The organism is Sphingomonas sp. 35-24ZXX, from assembly GCF_000786215.1.
Classification (GTDB): domain Bacteria; phylum Pseudomonadota; class Alphaproteobacteria; order Sphingomonadales; family Sphingomonadaceae; genus Blastomonas.
The window spans coordinates 222,538-242,799 of the sequence record NZ_JROG01000007.1 but is presented as its reverse complement, the minus strand read 5'-3'; the positions used below and the strand labels follow the sequence as shown (position 1 = coordinate 242,799).

Sequence of the window (20,262 nt, the reverse complement as noted above, 5' to 3'; positions counted from 1 at the left end):
GGATCAGAGATCGGCCAGCGCGTGTGCGACCAGCGCGGCAAGATCGCCGTCGTGGCGGAGGCCCATCGCATCGGCGGCAGGCGTGGCAAGCGGCGGCTGCGCCCCGAAGGCGGCCTCGATGGCCGGATCGGGCGCATAGGTCGCGCGCGCCGGATCGGCCCCGGCCTGGCGCGCAACTTCGGCCACCAGATCGCCCATGCGCACGCGCAGCGCGGGCAGGTTGAGCCGGGTGGTTTCCGGATCGCTGGCGAGGGTCAGCGCGGCCGTCATCTGGCCCACCAGCGCCCGGCGCGAGAGCAGCCAGCAGGTGGCATCGGCCGAAACGGGCAGGGTGATCGGCTCGCCCGCCTTCAGCGCGTGAAACAGGTTGCTCAGGAACGCCGATTTCATCCCCGATGGCGCCAGCGGACGCGCGACGATGCCGGGCAGCCGCAGCGAAAGGCCGCGCACCGCGCCGCGCCGGGTGAGGGTCGCAATCCACTCCTCCAGCATCGCCTTGTGCGCGCCGTAGCGCAGCATCGGGCGCACCGGTGTATCGTCATCGACATGCTGCGGCAGCGGGTCGCCGAACACCGCGATGCTGCTGGCGAACAGCAGGCGCGGAGCGTTGCCGTGCGCTGCGGCGGTATCGATCAGCGCCATCGGAGCTGCAACATTGATGCGCGCGGCGAGCGCCGGATCGCTCTCGGCTGCGCCGCCCGGGATGGTCGCGAGGTGGATGATCGCGCCCAGTGGCTCGGCGGTCAGCCGGGCGATCAGCGCGGGGTCGTCGATTTCGCCGGGCAGGGCGGTGACACCTGGCAGGTCTGCATTGTCCAGCCCGGTACGGTCGGTCGCGATGACAGGCCGCGTGCCTGCCAGCGCGCGCACCAAAGCCTGGCCGACGAAGCCGCCCGCGCCGGTGACAAGGATAGGGGCGGGATCAGCTGCCATCGGTGATCGACGTTCCGCCATCGATGGCGATCTGCTGGCCGGTGATGAAGCTGCTATGGGGTGAGGCGAGGAAGGCGCACAGCGCCGCGACATCGTCCACCTCTCCGACGCGGCGCAATGGCGTCATCTGCAGGCGGCGGTCCATGAACGCGGCATCGGCCATCAGCGGCTCGGACAATGGCGTGCGGATCAGGCCCGGGGCGATGGCGTTGACGCGCACGCCGCGCGGCCCCCATTGCACCGCCAGATTGCGCGCCAGCTGCGCGACGCCCGCCTTGGCCAGCGCATAGGCGTTGATCGCGCCGTTGCCGCGCAGCGCCGACAGGCTCGACATCAGGATCACGCTGCCGCCACCGCGCGCGGCGATCGGCGGCAGGGCAAGGCTGGTGAGGGCAACCATCGAGCGCAGGTTGATCGCCATCACCCGGTCGAAATCGTCGAGCGTCCAGCTGCCCGGCTCGCCGGTGATGCCCGCGTTGCACACCAGGATGTCGATGCCGCCAAAGGCCGCCAGCGTGCCTTCGATCAGCCCGGCCAGCGCATCGCCTTTCGTGACGTCGCAGGCGATGCCGCGCACCCGGTAGCCTTGCCCCGCCAAGACGGTTTCCGTCTCGGCCACATCGCCTGGATCCTCGCTTGATACGACGACATTCGCGCCCGCTTCGGCAAACATCTCAGCGATTGCGAGCCCGATGCCCCGCGTCGATCCGGTGACGATGGCCGTGCGGCCCGCAAGATCGAACGCGCCCGGCCCCATCGGTCAGTCTTCGATGATCGCCACCGCACGCGTCCATCCGGCAGAAGCGCCGCGGATCTTGTGCGGGAAGCAGCTGACGGTGAAGCCATGCGCGGGCAGGCTTTCCAGGTTGTGCAGCTTCTCGAGGTGGCAGTAGCCGATATCGCGTCCGGCCTTGTGCCCTTCCCAGATCAGCGAGGTGTCGCCGGTCTCCGCAACCTTCCTGGCCGTGTGGCTGAACGGCGCATCCCAGCTCCAGGCGTCGGTACCGGTCACGCGGATGCCGCGCTCCAGCAGGTACATCGTCGCCTCATAGCCCATGCCGCAGCCGATATTGACGAACTCCGGATTGCCCACCGCGCCGCCTGCGGCCGTGTTGATCAGCACGATCTCGAACGGTTGAAGCTCGTGGTCGATGCGCTTGAGTTCGGCTTCGACATCGGCCGCGGTGACGACATAACCGTCCTCGAAATGCCGGAAATCGAGCTTCACGCCGGGGTTGAAGCACCATTCCAAGGGCACTTCGTCGATGGTGATCGCGCGCTGGCCGCCATCCATGGTCGGGTGGAAGTGCCAGGGTGCATCGAGATGCGTGCCATTGTGCGTGGTCAGCGTGACCCATTCTGCGGCGGCAAAGCCCGCGCCATCGGGGGTCTGCTCGGCCGTCACGCCGGGAAAGAAATGCCCCAGCTCCGCAATCGTGTCGGCGTGCTGCTGATAGGTGATCTTGGGCCGCATGAACGGCGGATCGGTGATGACGTCGTTTTCCAGATAGATCGACAGATCGACGAAAGTGCGGGCCATGGTTTATCCTCTCGGCAGAATTGCACGCAATGCGGCGGGCGTGATGATCAGGCCCAGCAGCCCGCCATAACCGATTTTGAGCGCCAGCGCGCTGGCCCAGGGCATCGCCTCGACCTTGCCGATCCACAAAAGCGCGGTGATCATGGCCGCCAGAGCAAGTGCGGCAACGGCGAGAGCCAGCGCGCGCTTGACGATGGCGGCGATCGCGGGCGGTGTGCCCGGCATACGGCCCGTGAGCAGCTTGGCGCGCGTCTGCAGCGACGGCATCAGCGCTGCCATGAAGCCGGCCGCGAGCGTTTGCGGAATGAAATCGAGAGCCAGCCCGCCCGCGGCGAACACTGCGATCAGCGGTCTTTGCCCGAACACCAGCAGAAAGAAGGCCGCGCTGATGGCCATGGAAATGATGACCGAGATCAGCGTGCTGGTCCGCACATGAGCGGCGACCGCCGTCATCCGTCGGTCCAGTTATAGGCCAGCGGCACCTCGCGGAACGCGAAGCGGTCGATGTGTCGTTCCAGCGCGCCCTTGAGCCCGTCGCGCTGGCCCTCGGCGCTGGCGTGGATCGTGCACACCAGAGTGTCGGCCTCGGCATCGAGCGTGACCAGAGCGTCGGCAGGCCAGTCTGCCCCGCGCGCATCCCTGGCAAAGGTGATTTCGCCATGGTTCTTGTCGAAGGTCACCGGAAGATTGTGTTCCCAATGCTTGCAGACCTGCTGCAGGTATTTGGACGCACTTGGAGTGAGGATGCGGGCGGTGGCGATGAAGGTCATGATTGTGCCGTTCCTGACGTATGTCCGCCCAGCGTTTCGGCGAACCAGTCGGCGATGTAATCGCGCCCATAAGCCATGTTGTCCGCGCCGACATGCTCGACCCCGCCCTCGCGCGGGGTGAAGATCTTGAGCTCGCGCTGCGGGCTGCTGGTCAGCTGCTCGTAGCTCTGATGCGCATATTCCAGGCCGATCTGGCGGTCCTGCTCGCCGTGCGTGACCAGGAACGGCACCTTGATCCGCTCCATCACGCCGTCGAGCGTCATGTCCTTCGTCTTGGCATGGAAATCGTCCATGTCGGTCGCACCGAACACCCACATCACATGGGCCCAGTAATGCGGCACCGGATTTTCGCCCTCGCGGCGCAGCCGCTTCTGCTGGACTTCAGCCCAATTGTGATTGGCACCCCAGACCGCGCCGCTGGCAAAGCGAGGCTCGAAGGCCACCGCGCGCGGCGCGAAATGGCCGCCGAGCGAGATACCGGTCATCCCGATGCGCTTGGGGTCGACATCGCTCTGCTGTTCCAGCCAGTCGACCGCAGGCGATGCCCATTTTTCCGCATGCGGCGTTGCGGGAAGGTTGTAGAGGCGCAGCGCCTCGCCCGTGCCCGGCTGGTCGACGCACAAGGTGGAAATGCCGCGCCTGGCCAGCGCATGCGGCAGCCAGGACCAGTAGAGCAGCTCCTTCGAGCTATCCAGGCCATTGCAATAGACCACCACCGGCTTGGGGCCTTCGCCCGGCGTACGGCAGTAGAGGGCGGGGTATTCGCTGCCCTCATACGGGATCATCACCCGCTCGACCGGATGGTTGCCCAGCGCCATCGCGCGCTTGAAGGTTTCCTGCGCCTTGGCGAAGGTCGTCACGCGCTCGGGGCTGCCATGGCCCTGCATCCGTTCACCCACCAGCAGATAGAGTGCGGCACGCTCCAGCTTGGCCCCGGCGGAAAAGCTGCGGCCCTTGGCCTCGTCCTCGGCGGCCAGGCCGATCAGCTTGTCGCCCATCGCCACCCACTGCTGCAGAAACTGCGGCGTTCCGGCATCCGCGCCATTGGCCGCCGCATCGCGGATCGGCTGGCACATGTCGATGATCTCGCCGATCTGCCCGCCGCTCTCGATCGCGATCGCGACCGAGAGGTTCCAGATGTAGTTCGGAAAATATTCAAAAAGCGCCATGGGGCTCAGACTCCGGCAGGCTGGAAAAGGCCGGCATCGGGGGCCGGGTGGGGCATGGTCTGCGGTCCGCCGATGCCCACACCCCATTGGTCCATGACCATGGGTGCCGGCGTGTGCACCTTCGCTTCCCAGGTGGCATCGTCGACCTGCTCGAGTTCGGCGGTGTACTCGACCGCAAAGCCCGCGGGCGTGGTGAAATAGCTGAAGGTGTTGTTGCCCGCCGTGTGGCGGCCGGGGCCCCAGCGGATGTCGGTGCCCTGCTGCTTCAGCCGGTGGATGCCGCGCATCATGTCGTCCACGCTCAGCATGTCATAGGCGACATGGTTGAGGCACGCAGGTCCCGGCAGCAGCGCGATGCGGTGGTGCCACTGGTTGCAGCGCAGGAAGCACATGAAATCGCCCAGCCAGTCGCTGACTTTGAAGCCCAGCACATCGATGAAGAAGCGGACCATTTCCTTGTGGTCGGGCGAGTGCAGCACGATATGGCTGATCTTCTGCGGAATGCCTTCCCAGCGGGTCAGTTCGCGCGACGTGCCGCGTGCGACATCGCTCGAGATCTCGAACGGCAAACCGTCCTTGCTGAAGAAGCGGAAGCCATAGCCGCCGCCCAGCGTGTCGAGCTCCTTCGGCGCGAACACGATCTCGCAGCCATAGGCCGCCACCTTGACGTGCAGCGCATCGACATCGGCACGGCTGTCCGCGGCGAGGGTGATGATGTCGATCCGCTGCTGTTCCGCCGCGCGCAGGCGCACGACATACAGCTCGTCATGCCCCTCGGCCGCGAAATGCAGCATGCCATCCTTTTCGCCCGCGTCCTTCAGGCCCCAGACGTCGCGATAAAACGCCGCTTCGGCGGCAAGATCAGTGACGGCATAGCCGACATGGCGAATTTCACTAACGCGTGCCATGATGTAGGTAACTCCTTGAACGTCTTGAATAGATGGCCGGCCGGTCAGATCGGTTCGGCGACCTTGATGAACATTTCCTGGGTGGCCGCCGCGTTGTCGACCAGCGGGCCCTTGCCGATCTGGCCAAAGCAGATCGCGCGCGAAGATTCGACGATGTAGCGGCAACGCTCGAACCGACGGTCGCGATAGGCGGTGAGCGCAGCGTCGATCGCATCGCCTGCAACCAGCTCCTCGGACAATACCAGCGCATCCTCGATCGCCATGCCGGCGCCCTGGCCCAGATGCGGCGTGGTCGCATGCACCGCGTCGCCCAGCAGTACGACGCGGCCCTTGTGCCAGGCGCCTTCGAGGAACATCCATTCGAGCGGCTTGTAGACCACCTCGTCATCCTGGGTGATCTGCCCGACCAGCGCCTGGATGGCGGGCGATGGCACGCCGGCGATCTTGGCGCGCATCGTGCTCGCCAGATCTTCCTTGGCGTACCAGGGATTGCCCGGCTCGGGCGTCGTGACATACATGTACATCAGCTCGTCCGAGAGCGGGACCAGGCCGATGCCGGTCTGCCCCTCATAGGCCTGCAGGCCTATGACATCGGGCGTGCGCTGGAAGTTGTAGCGCCACACGGCCTGGCCGGTGAACTCGGGCTGCGGCGCATCGGGGAAAATCATCCCGCGCGTCTGCGAATAAAGGCCGTCTGCGCCGATCACCAGATCGTACCGGCCAGTGCTGCCATCGCTGAAGGTGACCGAAACGCCCTCGCCATCATCGTCCAGCGTCTCTGCGGTGATGCCCAGGCGAATCCCGGCCCCGGCGCCCTTGGCACGATCACCCAGCACATTGTGCAGTGCGCGCCGCCCGATCCCGACATTGCCGGGATAGCCTTCGACCAGCCGGGGCGTGGGGATGTCCGCGACGCAATGCCCGTTTGGCAGATAGACCTGCACCCGGTCGAACCCGAACCCGGCGCTGATATAGTCGTCGATCAGGCCCAGCTCGGTCATCGCGCGGACGACATTGCCCTGCTGGATGATCCCCACGCCATAGACCGACCAATCGGGATCGCGCTCGATCACCTCGACTTCAAAACCCTTGCGGCACAAGGCGATGGCAGACGTCAGTCCGCCGATCCCGCCGCCAACAACCAATATGCTCAGGTCCTTCACGCGCTGCCTCTCCATGCGCCCCATCCGCACCGGGGCACTTATCAGGAGACTTCAATAGGGGAGGACCGTTAAATCTGTAAATCTTATTGAATTGATTGGTTTTGATCGATCTTGTTGATCGTTCGGGGCATCGTCAGGGCAGCCTGCTGTCGATCCGCAGCTGTTCGCGCAGCCATTGCAGGCCTTCATCGTTGGCGCGGGCGCGGTTGTATTGCATCATCTCGCGCATCAGCGGAAAGTCGAAAGGAATCGGCGCGATCGCCAGCGGAAACATGCTGGCCATCTGGCGCGCCAGCCGCTCGTGCATCAGCGCGAGCCGATGCGTTTCGATGATCAGCCACGGTACCACCGTGAACGATGATGCCGTCATGTCGATCCGGCGGAGCCGGCCCATCTGCTCCATCATCTTGTCGGCAAACGCGCTGGTGCGCTGGTTGCCCATCTGGATACCGACATGGCTCGCCTCCAGCAGGTGTGCCTCGGTCAACGGGCGTTCGAACACCGGGTTGCGGTTCCATCCGACGATCACATGGCGTTCCTCGAACAACAGTTCGGCGGGCTGGTTGGGATTGGTGAAGTCCTCCGGCGTGATGAGCAGGTCGAACGCGCCTTGCGCAATCAGATCGGCGCTGCCATCGGAAGGCAGGATCGATTCCAGACGGATGCTGGGGGCGCTCGTCGCCAGCCGCCGTGACAGCGGCGCAATGATCGCTGCGGTAATATAGTCGGACGCGATCAGGCGAAAGGTGCGTTGCGAAGTGGCAGGATCGAAGCTGGTGGAGGTGGAAATCAGCGCATCGATCTGGCGCAGCGTATCCTGAACCATCGGCACCAGGGATTCCGCATAGGCGGTCGGGAACATGCGCTTGCCCTGCAGCACCAGCAGGTCGTCGCCGAAATAGTCGCGCAGGCGCCCCAGCGCGGCGCTCATCGCCGGCTGGCTGAGGTGCAGCTGCTCGGCCGCGCGCGACACGCTGCGCGTTTCGATCAGCACGTTGAACGCCACCAGCAGGTTGAGATCGAGGCCCTTGAATCGCATCGACTTAACCTATCATTCAAATGATTGGATTACCATTAAAACAAAAGATTTAACCTATGGCTAGAGCGTGACCTAAACAGCAGCATCGATCAAGCGGCTGCCCGAGCAGGCAAGCCCGCAGTTTTTGGGGAGATGTATGATGAGAGCATTGTTGCTGGCGACCAGCACGCTTGCCGCGCTTAGCGTTCCGTGTGCCGCACTGGCGCAGGAGTCTGCACCCGCGAGCGCAGAGGCAGAGCAGACCGAAGGGCTGAGCGAAATCGTCGTGACCGCCCAGCGTCGCGAGGAAAGCCTGCAGCGCGCCGCCGTCGCGGTCACCGCGGTTACCGGCGATGATCTCACCAAGTCGGGCATTACCGAAACCGCCAATCTGGGCCGCCTGGTCCCTTCGCTGGTCGTTCAGCCAACAGGCGGCACCACCAGCTTCTTCCTGCGCGGCGTCGGCACCAATTCGCAGAATTCGTTCGCCGAAAATGCCGTCGCGTTCAACTTCAACGGCATCTATGTCGGCCGCCCGACTGCGCCGGCCGGCGTGTTCTACGATCTCGAACGCGTCGAGGTGGTCAAGGGGCCGCAGGGCACGCTTTATGGCCGCAACGCCACCGGCGGCGCGATCAACGTGATTCCGAAAAAGCCGGTGCTGGGCACGTTCAGCGGCGAGGGCCTGTTCGAATACGGCAATTACGACAGCAAGAAGGCCTCGCTCGCGCTGAACATCCCGATCGGCGATACGGTCGCGCTGCGTGTGGCAGGGCAGATCGTCGATCGCGACGGGTTCATCTCGGACGGCTATGACGACGACAAGGGCGAGGCCTTCCGTGCCTCGCTGCTGATCGAGCCGTCCGACAGCTGGTCGATGACGCTGGTTGCGGACTATTACAATCAGCACGGCAAGGGTTCCGGCGCAGTCTTGCTGCCCGAGGCACGCTATGCCGTGCCGGCGCTCGAGGACCGGGTGAGCGTTTCCGATCCCCGTGCTCAGGCTGCGGTGCGGAATCTGGCACGAGGGATATTTGCGCCGCCGTTCTGCGGCGGGCCCGGCAATTTCGTCAACAGCGGCTGCGTCGCGCTGGCAGGCACCGACGGCTTCCTCGACAACGAATTCATCGGCGTCAGCGCGACGATCGTCGGCGACATGGGCTTCGGCACGCTGACCGTGATCCCGGCCTATCGCCGGTCGGACGTCAAGTTCCGCACCTATCTGCCGGGCTTTGCCGGAGACGTGACCGATCTTGCCGAGCAGATGTCGCTGGAGGTCCGCCTGGCGTCCAACGAGGACCAGCCACTGCGCTACGTGCTGGGCGCTTTCTATTTTGGCGAGGATCAGGTCACCGAGAACTTCTTCCGCCAGGGCAACATCTCGACCACGCGCTTCAACCCGCGGCTGGAAACAGAGAGCCTCGCGGTCTTCGGGCAGTTGACGTTCGACCTCACCGATGGGCTGCGGCTGGTTGCGGGCGGCCGGTACACCAAGGAAGACAAGTCGCAGTTCACATCGACTGCGGCGGGCGGACTGCCAGGGCCAGTGCTGCCGCCGCTGAGCGCGCCGTTCACCGGTGACCTTTCGTTCGAGAAGTTCACCTGGAAAGCCGGTGTGGAATGGGACGCGGGGCCGCAGTCGCTGGTCTATGCCAATGTCGCCACCGGCTTCAAATCGGGCGGCTTCTTCGTCGCCCAGCCGCCCAACAACACCTTCGCGCCCGAAACGCTGACGGCTTATACCGTGGGCGCCAAAAACCGGTTCTTCGACAACAAGCTGCAGCTGAACATCGAGGCATTCTATTGGGACTACAAGGACCAGCAGATTACCTTTGTCGGTGGTGTGCGCACGGGCGCGGGTCTTTTCGCGCAGGGGTCGACCACGGTCAACGCAGGCAAGTCGCGCATCTATGGCGCAGAGTTCGAGGCACGCTTTGCCCCCAGCCGCAACGACCTGTTCAGCCTCAATGTCCAGTATCTCAACGGCAAGTACAACAGCCTGCAAACCGCCAACTTCTCGCCGACCGGCGCGCCGGTGACCACGGGTTGCACCACCTTGGGCAGCCGTCTGGCCAATCCAGGCGTCAATGCCGCGCGCTTCTATGACATCGATTGCTCGGGCAACCCCACGGTCAACTCGCCCAAATGGGCGGTCAATCTGGGCTATGAACGCACGTTCGAACTGACCGGCGATCTCAACCTGATCTTCGGTGCGCGCGGCAACATCGAAAGCAGCCGGTTCCTCAACTCGAACTTCCGTCCGGAAGAGCGCCAGGGCAGCTTTGCCATGGCCGATGCCTATGCCACGCTGGAAAGCGCCGGCGGGTGGAGCGTGACCGGGTTCATCAACAACATCACCGACGAAGAGGTGCTGGCGCGTGCGGGCACGCGGCCGATCCTCGACTTCCCGGTGGGCACGTTGCGTCCGCCGCGGACCTATGGCGTGCGCGTCGGGTTCAGCTTCTGATGGCGGGGGGCGTCATCGTGCCGGTGCTGGCGATCTTGCTGGCCGCTGCACCGGCTGTGGCGCAACCATCGCCCCAGGGAGATGGCTTCATCACATTGGGCACGATGGGCGGGCCGGTGCCGTCGGCCGACCGGTCGCAACCTGCCAATGCTTTGGTGCATCAGGGCAAGGTCTATCTGGTCGATGCAGGGGACGGCACGGTGCAGCAGCTGGCGCGGGCGGGCATATTGCTGCCGCGTGTGCGCGCGGTCTTCATCAGCCACCTGCATGCCGACCACACGGGCGGGCTTTCCGCTGTGCTTGCGCTGCGCAATCAGACCAACCAGCGCGATCCGATCACCGTCTACGGCCCGCCGGGCACCCGCGAGCTCGTCGCGGGCATGGTCGCATCGATGCAGCCGGCAGCGCGCGTCGGCTATGGCATTCCCGGCCAGCCCTGGGCGCCGCCCGCCGATACGGTGCGGGTCATCGAACTGGGCGATGGCGAGCGGCTGACGGTCGATGGCATGACGGTCACCGCCGCGCAGAACTCGCACTACGACTTCGCACCGGGCAGCGCCGAAGACCGCAACTACAAGTCGCTGAGCTTCCGCTTCGACCTGCCGGGGCGCTCGATCGTCTATACCGGCGATACCGGGCCGAGCGCAGCGGTCGAAACGCTGGCCAAGGGCGCGGATCTGCTGGTCAGCGAGATGATCGACATGGGCGGGACGATGGCCAATGTCGCGCGCAATTCTCCCGACATGCCGCCGGAGGCGGAGCGCCAGCTCGAACAGCATCTCTCGACCCATCACCTGACCCCGGACGCCGTGGGGCAGCTCGCGGCCAGGGCTGGGGTCAAGGCGCTCGCGATCACCCATTTTGCGGCCGGCACGCCCGATCCGGAACGGACCAAGGGCTATGTCGCTCAGATCCGCAGCCATTTTCAGGGGCCGGTGACGCTGGCGAACGACCTCGACCGGTTCTGACCGGCGATCAGTCTGCCCAGTAAAGCCGCATCGGATTGGCGACCAGCAACTTGTGCTGCAACTCTGCCGTCGGGGCGATCTGCGGGATCGTATCGACCAGATGGCCGTCATCGGGCAGCACCTTTTCCATGTTCGGGTGCGGCCAGTCGGTGCCCCACAGCACGCGGTCGGGATAGGCCTCGACCAGCGGGCGCACTGCGGCGACAAAGTCCGCATAAGGCGGGCCAGCGGCATCGAGCCGGTCGGCGCAGGTGACCTTGGTCCAGATATCGTCGCGGCTGTCGAGCAGGCGGCGAAACGCGGTCATGTCCGCGCCACCCGGGCCCTGAGTCACATCGGGGCGGCCCATATGGTCGATGACGATCGGCACCGGAATCGCCGCAAGAAACGGCAGCATCTCTTCCAGAATATCCGCCTCGAAATAGACCACGACATGCCAGCCCAGTCGTTCGATACGGCGTGCAACCTCGAGAAACTTGTCCTTGGGCGCGTCGTCGACCAGCCGCTTGAGGAAGTTGAATCGCACCCCGCGGATACCGCCTGCGTGCAGCGCGTCGAGTTCGGCGTCCGTGATCGCAGGATCGACCACCGCAACCCCGCGCGCCAGACCGTTCGACCGCGCAATGGCCTCCAGCGTCGCGCGGTTGTCGGTGCCATGGCAGCTCGCCTGGACGATGACATTGCGCGCAAAGCCCAGGTGATCGCGCAGCGCGAACAGCGCGTCGGGCCCGGCGTCCTGCGGCAGATACTTGGCCTTGGGGCTGAACGGAAACTCCGCCTGCGGGCCGAAGACATGGCAATGCGCATCGACCGCGCCCCGCGGCGGGGTGAAGCGCGGCTTGCTGGGCTCGAGCGTCCAGCTGCGGATGCGGCCATCGGTGTCGGTCGTGCTCATGCGAAAACCTCTCCATCCATCAGCTTGCGCGCGGTGCGCAGCATGCCGGCTTCAACCGGCTGGCCGTCAGCATCGACGGTCACGACGCATTCGGTAACCCCCGTGGGGTGCTCGACCCCCAGGGTCTTCGACGCGCCCTCGGGAACATGAGCGACCTTGGCCGCTGGCGATCCCTCGATCAGACAGGCGGTGGCGACACTGACCGCACCCAGCACGCCGATCGAGGCATGCACGCGGTGCGGGATCAGCGAGCGCACGGCAATCGCGCCGCCCTCGCGCGGGGCTGCCACCAGCATCATCTTGGGCACGGATTTGGCGGTGACATCGCCCAGGTTCATCAGCGGCCCGGCCTTCAACCGGATCGCCTCGACCCTTTCCTTCATCGCGGTGTCGGAATCGAGCGTGTCGCGGTCCTCATAGCCGGTGATGCCCATGTCGGCAGCGGCAATGACCACGCAGGGCATGCCATTGTCGATCATCGTCACCGCAACGCCATCAATTTCATCGACGCCGTTGCCGGTGGGCAGCAGCGCGCCGCAGGACGAGCCTGCGGTATCGCAAAACGCCAGCGGGATCGCCGAGGCGGTGCCCGGGACGCCGCTGATCGCGGCATCGCCGGCATAGTCGACCACGCCGCCAGGGGTGGCGACGGTCGCAACCGCCACCTGCCCGGTATTCTCCATGAAGATCGCAACGCGCGTCCTGTCGCCGGTCGGCGCCACCAGCCCGCGCTCGATCGCGAACGGACCGACGCCTGCCAGGATGTTGCCGCAGTTCTGCGCATCGGTGACGATTGCCTGATCGACGAACACCTGCAGGAACAGGTAATCGACATCCACGCCGGGCCTGTCGGATTGGCTGACCACCGCGACCTTGCTGGTCAGCGGATCGGCGCCGCCCATGCCATCGATCTGCCGCTCGTCGGGCGACCCCATCACACGCAGCAGAAACGCATCGCGCTCGGCTGTGTCGGCGGGCAGGTCGTCCTTCAGGAAATAACCGCCTTTGGACGTGCCCCCGCGCATCCACATGCACCGTGTGCCGCTCATGAGCCCCTCCCCTTTAGGGGAGGGGTTGGGGTGGGGGACTGGGCGCGCAATCCGGCGGACCCACCCCCAGCCCCTCCCCTGAAGGGGAGGGAAGCGTTTCGATCAGACATATTTCAAGCCCATCTCTTCAAGGCGCGGGCGCATGTTGTAGATGTCGAGGCCCAGTTCGCCCGCTGCCAGCCGCTGCCGCTTGGCCTCTTCGGCAGCCTCACGCGCCTGCGCCTTTTCGAGTACTGCAGCGGCATCGGTGCGCTTGACCACGCACACGCCATCATCATCGGCGACGATGACATCACCCGGTTCGATCGCCGCGCCCGCGCAGACGATCGGTACGTTGACGCTGCCCAGCGTGTTCTTGACGGTGCCTTGCGCAAATACCGCCTTCGACCAGACGGGAAAGCCCATCTGCGTCAGGTCACGCACGTCGCGCACGCCGGCGTCGATAACGAGGCCACGGCAGCCGCGCGCCATTGCGCTGGTTGCGAGCAAGTCGCCGAAATAGCCGTCGACGCACGGGCTGGTGGGGGCGAGCACCAGAATGTCGCCCGGCTGCAGTTGCTCGATCGCGACATGGATCATCCAGTTGTCGCCGGGAGGCGCGGAGATGGTGACCGCATTGCCCGCGATCCGCGCGCCCGCATAGATCGGCCGCATATGATGCGCGAGCAGGCCGATGCGGCCCTGTGCCTCGTGCACGGTGGCAACGCCCGCCGCGCCGAGGCCATCCACCACGGTGAGATCGGTACGGGCGATATTCTGAACCACGATTGCCATGTCAAAGCTCCTTGCTGCCCTGCCGTGGCCCCCGCCAGGGTCCTTTCGCCAATCCAACTTGTGGACGGGCAATAAGATTTTGCTATGTCTTGATACGATGATTCAACCGTTCGATCTCAACTTGCGCCATTTGCGCGCGCTTGTCAGCGTCGTCGCGCTGCGCAGCCTCAACCGTGCGGCGGAGACGGCGGGGCTGTCGCAGCCCGCGCTGACCCAGGGGCTGGCCAAGCTGGAACGGCAGCTGGGCGTGCTCTTGTTCGATCGTCATTCGGGCGGGGTCGATCCGACGCTGGCGGGGACTGCGCTGGCCGAACGGGTGGATCGGGCGTTCGTCCATCTGGCGGCTGCCGTGCGGCGCCCTGGCCGGGGTGCGGCGCGCGGCTTTTCCCGGCCCGAGCAGCTGATGACCGCGACCCAGCTCCAGGCCTTTCTCTATTTCGCCGATGCGCAAGGCTTTGCCGGGGCCGCAGCGGCGAGCGGGCTGTCGCAGCCGGGAATCCATCGCGCGGTGCGCGAGCTCGAGCAGATCAGCGGGCAGGTGCTGGCCGAGCGACGCGGGCGCGGCATGGCGCTGACTCCGGCGGGCCGAGCGATGGCACGCGGGGTGCGGCTGGCGGCAGGCGAAATTGCCGCAGGGATTGCCGAGGCACTGGGCGAGACCCATCCCGCGACGCGCATCGCCATCGGTGCGATGCCGCTCAGCCGCGCCTTGGTGGTGCCGCGCGCGATCGCGCATTTCCTGCGTGATTGCCCCGGCACCGTCGTCGATGTGGTCGAAGGGTCGTGGCGCGAACTGGTCGATCCGCTGCTCGACGGGGTCATCGATCTGATGATCGGTGCGCTGCGCGACGAGCCGCCATCCGAGGTCGAGCAGGTTCCGCTGTTCACCGACCGGCTGGCGGTGTTCGGGCGCAAGGGGCATCCGCTCGCGGGCAGGCCGGTGCAGCTGGAAGAACTGCAGGCGCAATCCTGGGTGGTGGGGCCGCAGGGCACGCCGCTGCGCGCGCACTGGCAGGCGCTGTTCGCAGGCGACCCGCCACCGGTGCCGGTCGAATGCGGGTCGGTGATGGTGATCCGCGGGCTGGTGACGCAGAGCGACCTGCTGACCTTGCTGTCGCCCGACCAGATTTCGGTCGAGATGGATGCCGAGATGCTGGTGCGGATCGATCTGGACCTGCCGGGCAGTGTGCGCACCATCGGGCTGACCACGCGGCGCGGATGGCGACCGACGACCGCGCAGCAGCGGCTGGTCGAATTGCTGCAACAGGCCTCTGTGGAAACCAGACTTCAGGAAAACCAATAGGAAGCCGTGCAATTGGATTGGTGGTGGGTCGCGCTCCTCGCCTAGGCCACCGGCATGACCAGCAACGTCACCTTTATCGGCTTTGGAGAGGCAGGGCGCGCCTTTGCCTCGGCAGGTGCACGCGCCTACGACGTCAAGGCGCACGATGAAGCAAAGCGCGCCGACATGCTTGCTGCCTTTGCGGCAGGCGGGGTGCAGGGCTCCGACGATCCAGCAGAGGCACTGGCGCAGGCGGACACCGTCCTGAGCCTGGTCACCGCGGATAAGGCCGTGGCGGCGGCGCGCGATTATGCGCCGTTGCTGCCCGCCGGTGCGCTCTGGCTCGACATGAACAGCGTCTCGCCCGGCTCCAAGCGGCAAGCGGCCGAACTCATCGAGGCCGCGGGCGGGCGTTATGCCGATGTCGCGGTGATGGCGCCGGTGCTGCCCCAGCGTCTGGGCGTGCCGCTGCTGGTCGCGGGGCCCCATGCCAGCGAGGCTGCGCAAGTCTTGCAAACGCTGGGCTTTGGCCATGTGTCGGTGGCGGGAGCCAACGTCGGCGATGCCTCGGCGATCAAGATGATCCGTTCGGTCATGGTCAAGGGTCTCGAGGCGCTGACCACCGAATGCGCGCTGGCAGCCGAGCGGGCAGGAGTCAGCGATGCGGTGATCGCCTCGCTCGATGCCAGCTGGAAGCCGCAGGGCTGGGGCGAACGGTTCGATTACAATCTTGATCGGATGATGGCGCATGGCCTGCGCCGCGCTGCCGAGATGGAAGAGGTTGCCGTGACGCTTTCCGATCTGGGCGTCGACCCGGTGATGACGCGCGGCACGATCGAGCGTCAGCGCGCGATCGGTACGCTGGGCCTTGTCCCGCCCGAAGGCCTGGAGGCCAAGCTGGCCGCGATTCAAACCCCCGAACCTGCGAGAACCGCATGACTTTGATCATCGATTGCCACGGCCATTACACGGTCCTGCCCAAGGCGCATGACGCCTGGCGCGAGGAGCAGAAGGCCGCGTTCAAGGCGGGTACGCCATGCCCGCCGTACCCCGAGATTTCCGACGACGAAATCCGCGAGACGATCGAAGCCAACCAGCTGCGGCTGATCAGGGAGCGCGGCGCGGACCTCACCATCTTTTCGCCGCGCGCATCGGCGATGGCACCGCATGTCGGCGACGAGGCGGTAGCGCGCGAATGGGCGCGGCGCTGCAACGATCTGATCGCACGCGTCGTCGGCCTGTTTCCGGATGTGTTCGCCGGCGTGTGCATGCTGCCGCAAAGCCCGAAGGCCGATATGCAGGGTTCGATCGAGGAGCTCGAGCGCTGCGTCACCGAACTCGGCTTTATCGGCTGCAACCTCAATCCCGATCCGGGCGGTGGTCGCTTCGAGCATCCCCCGCTGACTGACCGCTTCTGGTACCCGTTCTACGAAAAGATGGTCGAACTCGACGTTCCTGCGATGATCCACGTGTCGGGTAGCTGCAACCCGGCGATGCACGCCACCGGCGGCTATTATATCGCGGCCGACACCATCGCCTTCATGCAGCTGCTTGAGGGCGACCTGTTCGCCGATTTTCCGACGCTGCGCTTCATCATCCCGCATGGCGGCGGTGCGGTGCCCTATCATTGGGGGCGCTATCGCGGCCTGGCCGACATGCTCAAGAAGCCTGCGCTCGATACCCATCTGATGAACAACATCTTCTTCGATACCTGCGTCTATCACCAGCCAGGGATCGATCTGCTCGCCGATGTGATCGACAACAAGAACATCCTGTTCGGCAGCGAGATGGTCGGCGCGGTGCGCGGCATCGACCCCACCACCGGCCATTATTTCGACGATACCAAGCGCTATGTCGACGCGCTGGAGATCAGCGATGCCGAGCGGCACATGATCTTCGAGGGCAATGCCCGCCGCGTCTTTCCGCGGTTGGACGCGCAACTCAAGGAGCGCGGCCTGTGAACCATCAGGACATCCACGCCTATCTCGCCGAGTTTGAGGACATTCCCGGCACCCGCGTTTTCACCGCGGCCAGGGCGCGGCAGGGCTATCACCTCAACCAGTTCGCGATGAGCCTGATGAAGGCCGACAACCGCGCGCGGTTCAAGGCGGACCAGCGGGCTTATCTCGATGAATGGGCGATTTCGGAAGAGGCCAAGCTCGCGGTGATCGCGCGCGATTACAACGCGATGATCGATCTGGGGGGCAACATCTATTTCCTCTCCAAGCTGTTCTCGACCGACGGCATCGCCTTTGCCGAAGCGGTGAGCACGATGACCGACATGAGCTGGCCCGAATACCGGCAGATGATGATGGATGGCGGCCGCTCGCCCGAAGGCCTGCGGTCGATCAGGGAGAAACGCTGATGGCCCGGATTACCGCAGGCGTGGCCAGCAGCCACGTCCCCTTGCTCGGCGTCGCGCACGACCAGGGCAAGGAACGCGACGACTATTTCGGCCCGATCTTCGCGGGCTATGACTGGACGCGGCAATGGGAGAAGACCCAGAAGCCTGATGTGGTGATCCTGGTCTATAACGACCATGCATCCGCCTTCGACATGCGCTTCATCCCGACCTTCGCGATCGGGTGTGGCGAGCGCTACAAGCCGGCGGACGAGGGCTGGGGCCCGCGCAAGGTGCCCGATGTCATCGGTCACCCCGACCTCGCCTGGCATATCGCGCAGAGCCTGATCCTCGATGAGTTCGACATGACGATCATCAACGAGATGGACGTCGACCATGGCCTGACCGTGCCGCTCAGCATGATGTTCGGGGCGTGCGAGGCATGGCCGACCACGGTCATTCCGCTCGCGGTCAATGTCGTCACCTATCCGCCGCCATCGGGCAACCGCTGCTGGGCGCTGGGCGAGGCGATCGCGCGCGCGGTCGCCAGCTTCCCTGAAGACCTCAATGTGCAGATCTGGGGCACCGGCGGCATGAGCCACCAGCTGCAGGGACCGCGCGCAGGCCTGCTCAACCGCGAATGGGACAACCGCTTTCTCGATATGCTCGAGGCGGATGACGACGCGGTGCGGCACATTCCGCACATCGAATATCTGCGCGAAACCGGCAGCGAGGGCATCGAGATGGTGATGTGGCTGATCATGCGCGGCGCTTTGGGCCAGCGCGTCAGGACGCTGCACCGCCATTACCACATCCCGTGCAGCAACACGGCCATCGGACATTTAGTATTGGAGCCGCAGACATGAGAATTGCCCTCGCAGGCGCAGGTGCCTTTGGTGAAAAGCATCTCGACGGATTGAAGCTGATCGACGGGGTGGAAATCACCTCGATCGTCAGCCGCCGTCTGGAACAGGCCGAGGCTGTCGCGCAGAAATATGGCGCGGTTCATGCCACCACCGAGCTCGACGAGGCGCTGGCTCGCGACGACGTCGATGCCGTCATCCTGTGCACGCCGACGCAGATGCACGCCGCGCAGGCCATCGCCTGCATGAACGCGGGCAAGCATGTCCAGGTCGAGATTCCGCTGGCCGACAGCTGGGCCGATGCGCAGGCCGTGCTCGACAAGCAGAAGGAAACAGGCCTCGTCTGCATGGTCGGGCACACCCGGCGCTTCAATCCCAGCCACCAATATGTCCACCACCAGATCCAGGCAGGCGCGTTCAACGTCCAGCAGATGGACGTGCAGACCTATTTCTTCCGCCGCAAGAACATGAATGCCAAGGGTGAACCGCGCAGCTGGACCGACCACCTGCTGTGGCATCATGCCGCGCACACCGTCGATCTGTTCGCCTATCAGGCGGGCCGCATCGTCAAGGCGAACGTGCTGGAAGGTCCGCACCATCCCGATCTCGGCATCGCGATGGACATGTCGATCCAGCTCAAGAGCGAGAGCGGCGCGATCTGCACCTTGTCGCTGAGCTTCAACAACGACGGGCCGCTGGGTACCTTCTTCCGCTATATCGGTGACACCGCGACCTATATCGCGCGCTACGACGACCTAGTGAACGGCAAGGAAGAGCCGATCGACGTGAGCAAGGTGGACGTCTCGATGAACGGCATCGAGCTGCAGGACCGCGAATTCATTTCCGCGATCCGCGAAGGCCGCGAGCCCAACAGCTCGGTCGCACAGGTGCTCGATTGCTACCGGGTGCTGGGCGAACTCGAACAGCAGTTGCTGGCATGAGCGCGCGCCGCACCCAGGTCGCGATTATCGGATCGGGCCCCGCCGGGCTGTTGCTCGGTCATCTGCTCAAGGCCGAGGGCATCGGTTGCGTGGTCCTGGAACGCCAGACCCGCGAACGTGTCGAAAGCCGCATCCGCGCGGGCGTGCTGGAGACGGTGACCACCGATCTGATGCACCGGTTGGGGCTGGACGAGCGGATGAACCGCGAGGCCATGGTCGAGGACGGTTTCAACCTGGCCGATGGCGACATGCTGGTGCGCATCGACATCAAGGCTCTCACCGGCAAGACCGTGGTGGTCTATGGGCAGACCGAGCTGACCCGCGACCTGATCGCCGCTGCGCCGCAGCGCGAGCTCGAGATCGTGTTCGAAGCCGAAGACCTGGCGCTGCACGATGTCGACAGCGACCAGCCCAGCGTGACCTACACCAAGGACGGCGTGGCGCACACGCTGCAGTGCGATCTGATCGCGGGCTGCGACGGCTTTCACGGCCCTTCGCGCCGCGCGATCCCGGCGCATCTGGCGCGCGAATACATCCACGAATATCCGTTCGGCTGGCTGGGCATTCTGGCCGATGTGCCGCCCTGCCACGACGAGCTGATCTATGCCAATGGCCCGCGCGGTTTCGCGCTGGCCTCGATGCGGTCGACCACGCGCAGCCGCTATTACATTCAGGTGCCTTTGACGGAGCGTATCGAGAACTGGCCCGAAGACCGGCTGTGGGACGAGCTGGAAGAGCGGTTCAACGGCATTTCCAAGCATGGCGTGACGCGCGGCCCGGCGCTCGAAATGTCGATCGCGCCGCTCCGATCCTATGTGTTCGAGACGATGCGCCATGGCCGTCTGTTCCTGGCAGGTGATTCGGCGCATATCGTGCCGCCCACCGGCGCCAAGGGCCTCAACCTTGCGGCATCCGACGTGCACTATCTTTCCGATGCGATCATCGGATTCTACCGGCGGCAGGATGAGCAGGCGATGCTGGGCTATCAGGCCAAGGCGCTGTCGCGAATCTGGAAGGCCGAACGCTTCAGCTGGTCGCTCACCAAGCTGATGCACAGCTTCCCCGAGCAGGGGCCGTTCGAGCGGCGGATGCAGATCGCAGAGCTCGATTATCTGTCGCGTTCGCCCGCGATGCAGACCGCAATTGCGGAGAACTATGTCGGTCTGCCGGTGTAAGGCGGC

General features: G+C 65.2%; 21 protein-coding genes. 9 read left to right on the top strand and 12 right to left on the bottom strand.

The genetic code is table 11. The features are described 5' to 3' along the window. Positions 1 to 3: 3 nt before the first annotated feature. The 9 genes from LI72_RS14240 to LI72_RS14200 all read right to left on the bottom strand — a co-directional run bounded on the left by LI72_RS14240 (position 4) and on the right by LI72_RS14200 (position 7,522). Positions 4 to 933 carry an NAD-dependent epimerase/dehydratase family protein gene (locus LI72_RS14240; protein ID WP_033926591.1) on the bottom strand — a complete coding sequence of 310 codons (930 nt, stop codon included), beginning with the start codon at positions 931 to 933 and terminating at the stop codon, positions 4 to 6. Further along, positions 923 to 1,690, bottom strand: a complete 768-nt coding sequence (locus LI72_RS14235; RefSeq protein WP_033926590.1) for an SDR family NAD(P)-dependent oxidoreductase — start codon at positions 1,688 to 1,690, stop codon at positions 923 to 925. The genes LI72_RS14240 and LI72_RS14235 overlap by 11 nt, the downstream gene beginning before the upstream one ends. Positions 1,691 to 1,693: 3 nt before the next feature. Next, positions 1,694 to 2,473 carry a cyclase family protein gene (locus tag LI72_RS14230; protein WP_033926589.1) on the bottom strand — a complete coding sequence of 260 codons (780 nt, stop codon included), beginning with the start codon at positions 2,471 to 2,473 and terminating at the stop codon, positions 1,694 to 1,696. Positions 2,474 to 2,476: 3 nt separating this feature from the next. Continuing rightward, positions 2,477 to 2,926, bottom strand: a complete 450-nt coding sequence (locus tag LI72_RS14225) for a hypothetical protein (protein ID WP_033926588.1) — start codon at positions 2,924 to 2,926, stop codon at positions 2,477 to 2,479. Beyond that, positions 2,923 to 3,243, bottom strand: coding sequence for a DUF2218 domain-containing protein (locus LI72_RS14220; RefSeq protein WP_033926587.1), 321 nt, complete (start codon positions 3,241 to 3,243; stop codon positions 2,923 to 2,925). The genes LI72_RS14225 and LI72_RS14220 overlap by 4 nt, the downstream gene beginning before the upstream one ends. Further along, positions 3,240 to 4,412 carry an alpha/beta hydrolase family protein gene (locus LI72_RS14215; RefSeq protein ID WP_033926586.1) on the bottom strand — a complete coding sequence of 391 codons (1,173 nt, stop codon included), beginning with the start codon at positions 4,410 to 4,412 and terminating at the stop codon, positions 3,240 to 3,242. Before LI72_RS14215 ends, LI72_RS14220 begins: the two co-directional genes overlap by 4 nt. A 5-nt stretch (positions 4,413 to 4,417) precedes the next feature. Continuing rightward, complete coding sequence (locus LI72_RS14210) at positions 4,418 to 5,320, bottom strand: VOC family protein (RefSeq protein ID WP_033926585.1); 903 nt, start codon at positions 5,318 to 5,320, stop codon at positions 4,418 to 4,420. Positions 5,321 to 5,364: 44 nt separating this feature from the next. Then, entirely contained in the window at positions 5,365 to 6,483 is a 1,119-nt protein-coding gene (locus LI72_RS14205) for an FAD-dependent oxidoreductase (RefSeq protein ID WP_033926694.1), read from the bottom strand. A 133-nt stretch (positions 6,484 to 6,616) separates the two neighbouring features. Beyond that, entirely contained in the window at positions 6,617 to 7,522 is a 906-nt protein-coding gene (locus LI72_RS14200; protein WP_033926584.1) for a LysR family transcriptional regulator, read from the bottom strand. A 139-nt stretch (positions 7,523 to 7,661) separates the two neighbouring features. Here LI72_RS14200 and LI72_RS14195 point away from each other — a divergent pair, with 139 nt between their 5' ends. After that, positions 7,662 to 9,968 (top strand): TonB-dependent receptor, encoded by a 2,307-nt coding sequence (locus LI72_RS14195; protein ID WP_033926583.1) that lies wholly within the window; start codon positions 7,662 to 7,664, stop codon positions 9,966 to 9,968. After that, positions 9,968 to 10,936 carry an MBL fold metallo-hydrolase gene (locus LI72_RS14190; protein WP_033926582.1) on the top strand — a complete coding sequence of 323 codons (969 nt, stop codon included), beginning with the start codon at positions 9,968 to 9,970 and terminating at the stop codon, positions 10,934 to 10,936. The genes LI72_RS14195 and LI72_RS14190 overlap by 1 nt, the downstream gene beginning before the upstream one ends. Before the next feature lie 7 nt (positions 10,937 to 10,943). Here the strand turns inward: LI72_RS14190 and LI72_RS14185 are convergent, their stop codons facing one another. The 3 genes from LI72_RS14185 to ligK form a co-directional block, all read right to left on the bottom strand. Beyond that, entirely contained in the window at positions 10,944 to 11,831 is an 888-nt protein-coding gene (locus tag LI72_RS14185) for an amidohydrolase family protein (RefSeq protein ID WP_033926581.1), read from the bottom strand. Continuing rightward, positions 11,828 to 12,880 carry a 4-oxalomesaconate tautomerase gene (locus tag LI72_RS14180; protein WP_033926580.1) on the bottom strand — a complete coding sequence of 351 codons (1,053 nt, stop codon included), beginning with the start codon at positions 12,878 to 12,880 and terminating at the stop codon, positions 11,828 to 11,830. Before LI72_RS14180 ends, LI72_RS14185 begins: the two co-directional genes overlap by 4 nt. Before the next feature lie 102 nt (positions 12,881 to 12,982). Continuing rightward, positions 12,983 to 13,654 carry a 4-carboxy-4-hydroxy-2-oxoadipate aldolase/oxaloacetate decarboxylase gene (gene ligK, locus LI72_RS14175; protein WP_033926579.1) on the bottom strand — a complete coding sequence of 224 codons (672 nt, stop codon included), beginning with the start codon at positions 13,652 to 13,654 and terminating at the stop codon, positions 12,983 to 12,985. A gap of 97 nt (positions 13,655 to 13,751) precedes the next feature. Here ligK and LI72_RS14170 point away from each other — a divergent pair, with 97 nt between their 5' ends. Genes LI72_RS14170 through pobA form a run of 7 tightly spaced genes read left to right on the top strand, consistent with a single transcriptional unit; the run spans position 13,752 to position 20,256 of the window. Then, entirely contained in the window at positions 13,752 to 14,957 is a 1,206-nt protein-coding gene (locus tag LI72_RS14170; RefSeq protein ID WP_033926578.1) for a LysR family transcriptional regulator, read from the top strand. A 54-nt stretch (positions 14,958 to 15,011) separates the two neighbouring features. Continuing rightward, positions 15,012 to 15,875, top strand: coding sequence for an NAD(P)-dependent oxidoreductase (locus LI72_RS14165; RefSeq protein ID WP_033926577.1), 864 nt, complete (start codon positions 15,012 to 15,014; stop codon positions 15,873 to 15,875). Further along, entirely contained in the window at positions 15,872 to 16,897 is a 1,026-nt protein-coding gene (locus LI72_RS14160) for an amidohydrolase family protein (RefSeq protein ID WP_033926576.1), read from the top strand. Before LI72_RS14165 ends, LI72_RS14160 begins: the two co-directional genes overlap by 4 nt. After that, positions 16,894 to 17,301 carry a protocatechuate 4,5-dioxygenase subunit alpha gene (gene ligA, locus LI72_RS14155; protein WP_033926575.1) on the top strand — a complete coding sequence of 136 codons (408 nt, stop codon included), beginning with the start codon at positions 16,894 to 16,896 and terminating at the stop codon, positions 17,299 to 17,301. The genes LI72_RS14160 and ligA overlap by 4 nt, the downstream gene beginning before the upstream one ends. Further along, on the top strand, positions 17,301 to 18,143 hold the full coding sequence (locus LI72_RS14150) for a class III extradiol dioxygenase subunit beta (RefSeq protein WP_033926574.1): 843 nt from the start codon (positions 17,301 to 17,303) through the stop codon (positions 18,141 to 18,143). The genes ligA and LI72_RS14150 overlap by 1 nt, the downstream gene beginning before the upstream one ends. Further along, the gene (locus LI72_RS14145; protein ID WP_033926573.1) at positions 18,140 to 19,081 is read left to right on the top strand and encodes a Gfo/Idh/MocA family oxidoreductase; all 942 of its coding nucleotides are present in this window, start codon (positions 18,140 to 18,142) and stop codon (positions 19,079 to 19,081) included. The genes LI72_RS14150 and LI72_RS14145 overlap by 4 nt, the downstream gene beginning before the upstream one ends. Then, positions 19,078 to 20,256 (top strand): 4-hydroxybenzoate 3-monooxygenase, encoded by a 1,179-nt coding sequence (gene pobA, locus LI72_RS14140; protein WP_033926572.1) that lies wholly within the window; start codon positions 19,078 to 19,080, stop codon positions 20,254 to 20,256. The genes LI72_RS14145 and pobA overlap by 4 nt, the downstream gene beginning before the upstream one ends. The last annotated feature ends 6 nt before the right edge of the window (positions 20,257 to 20,262 follow it).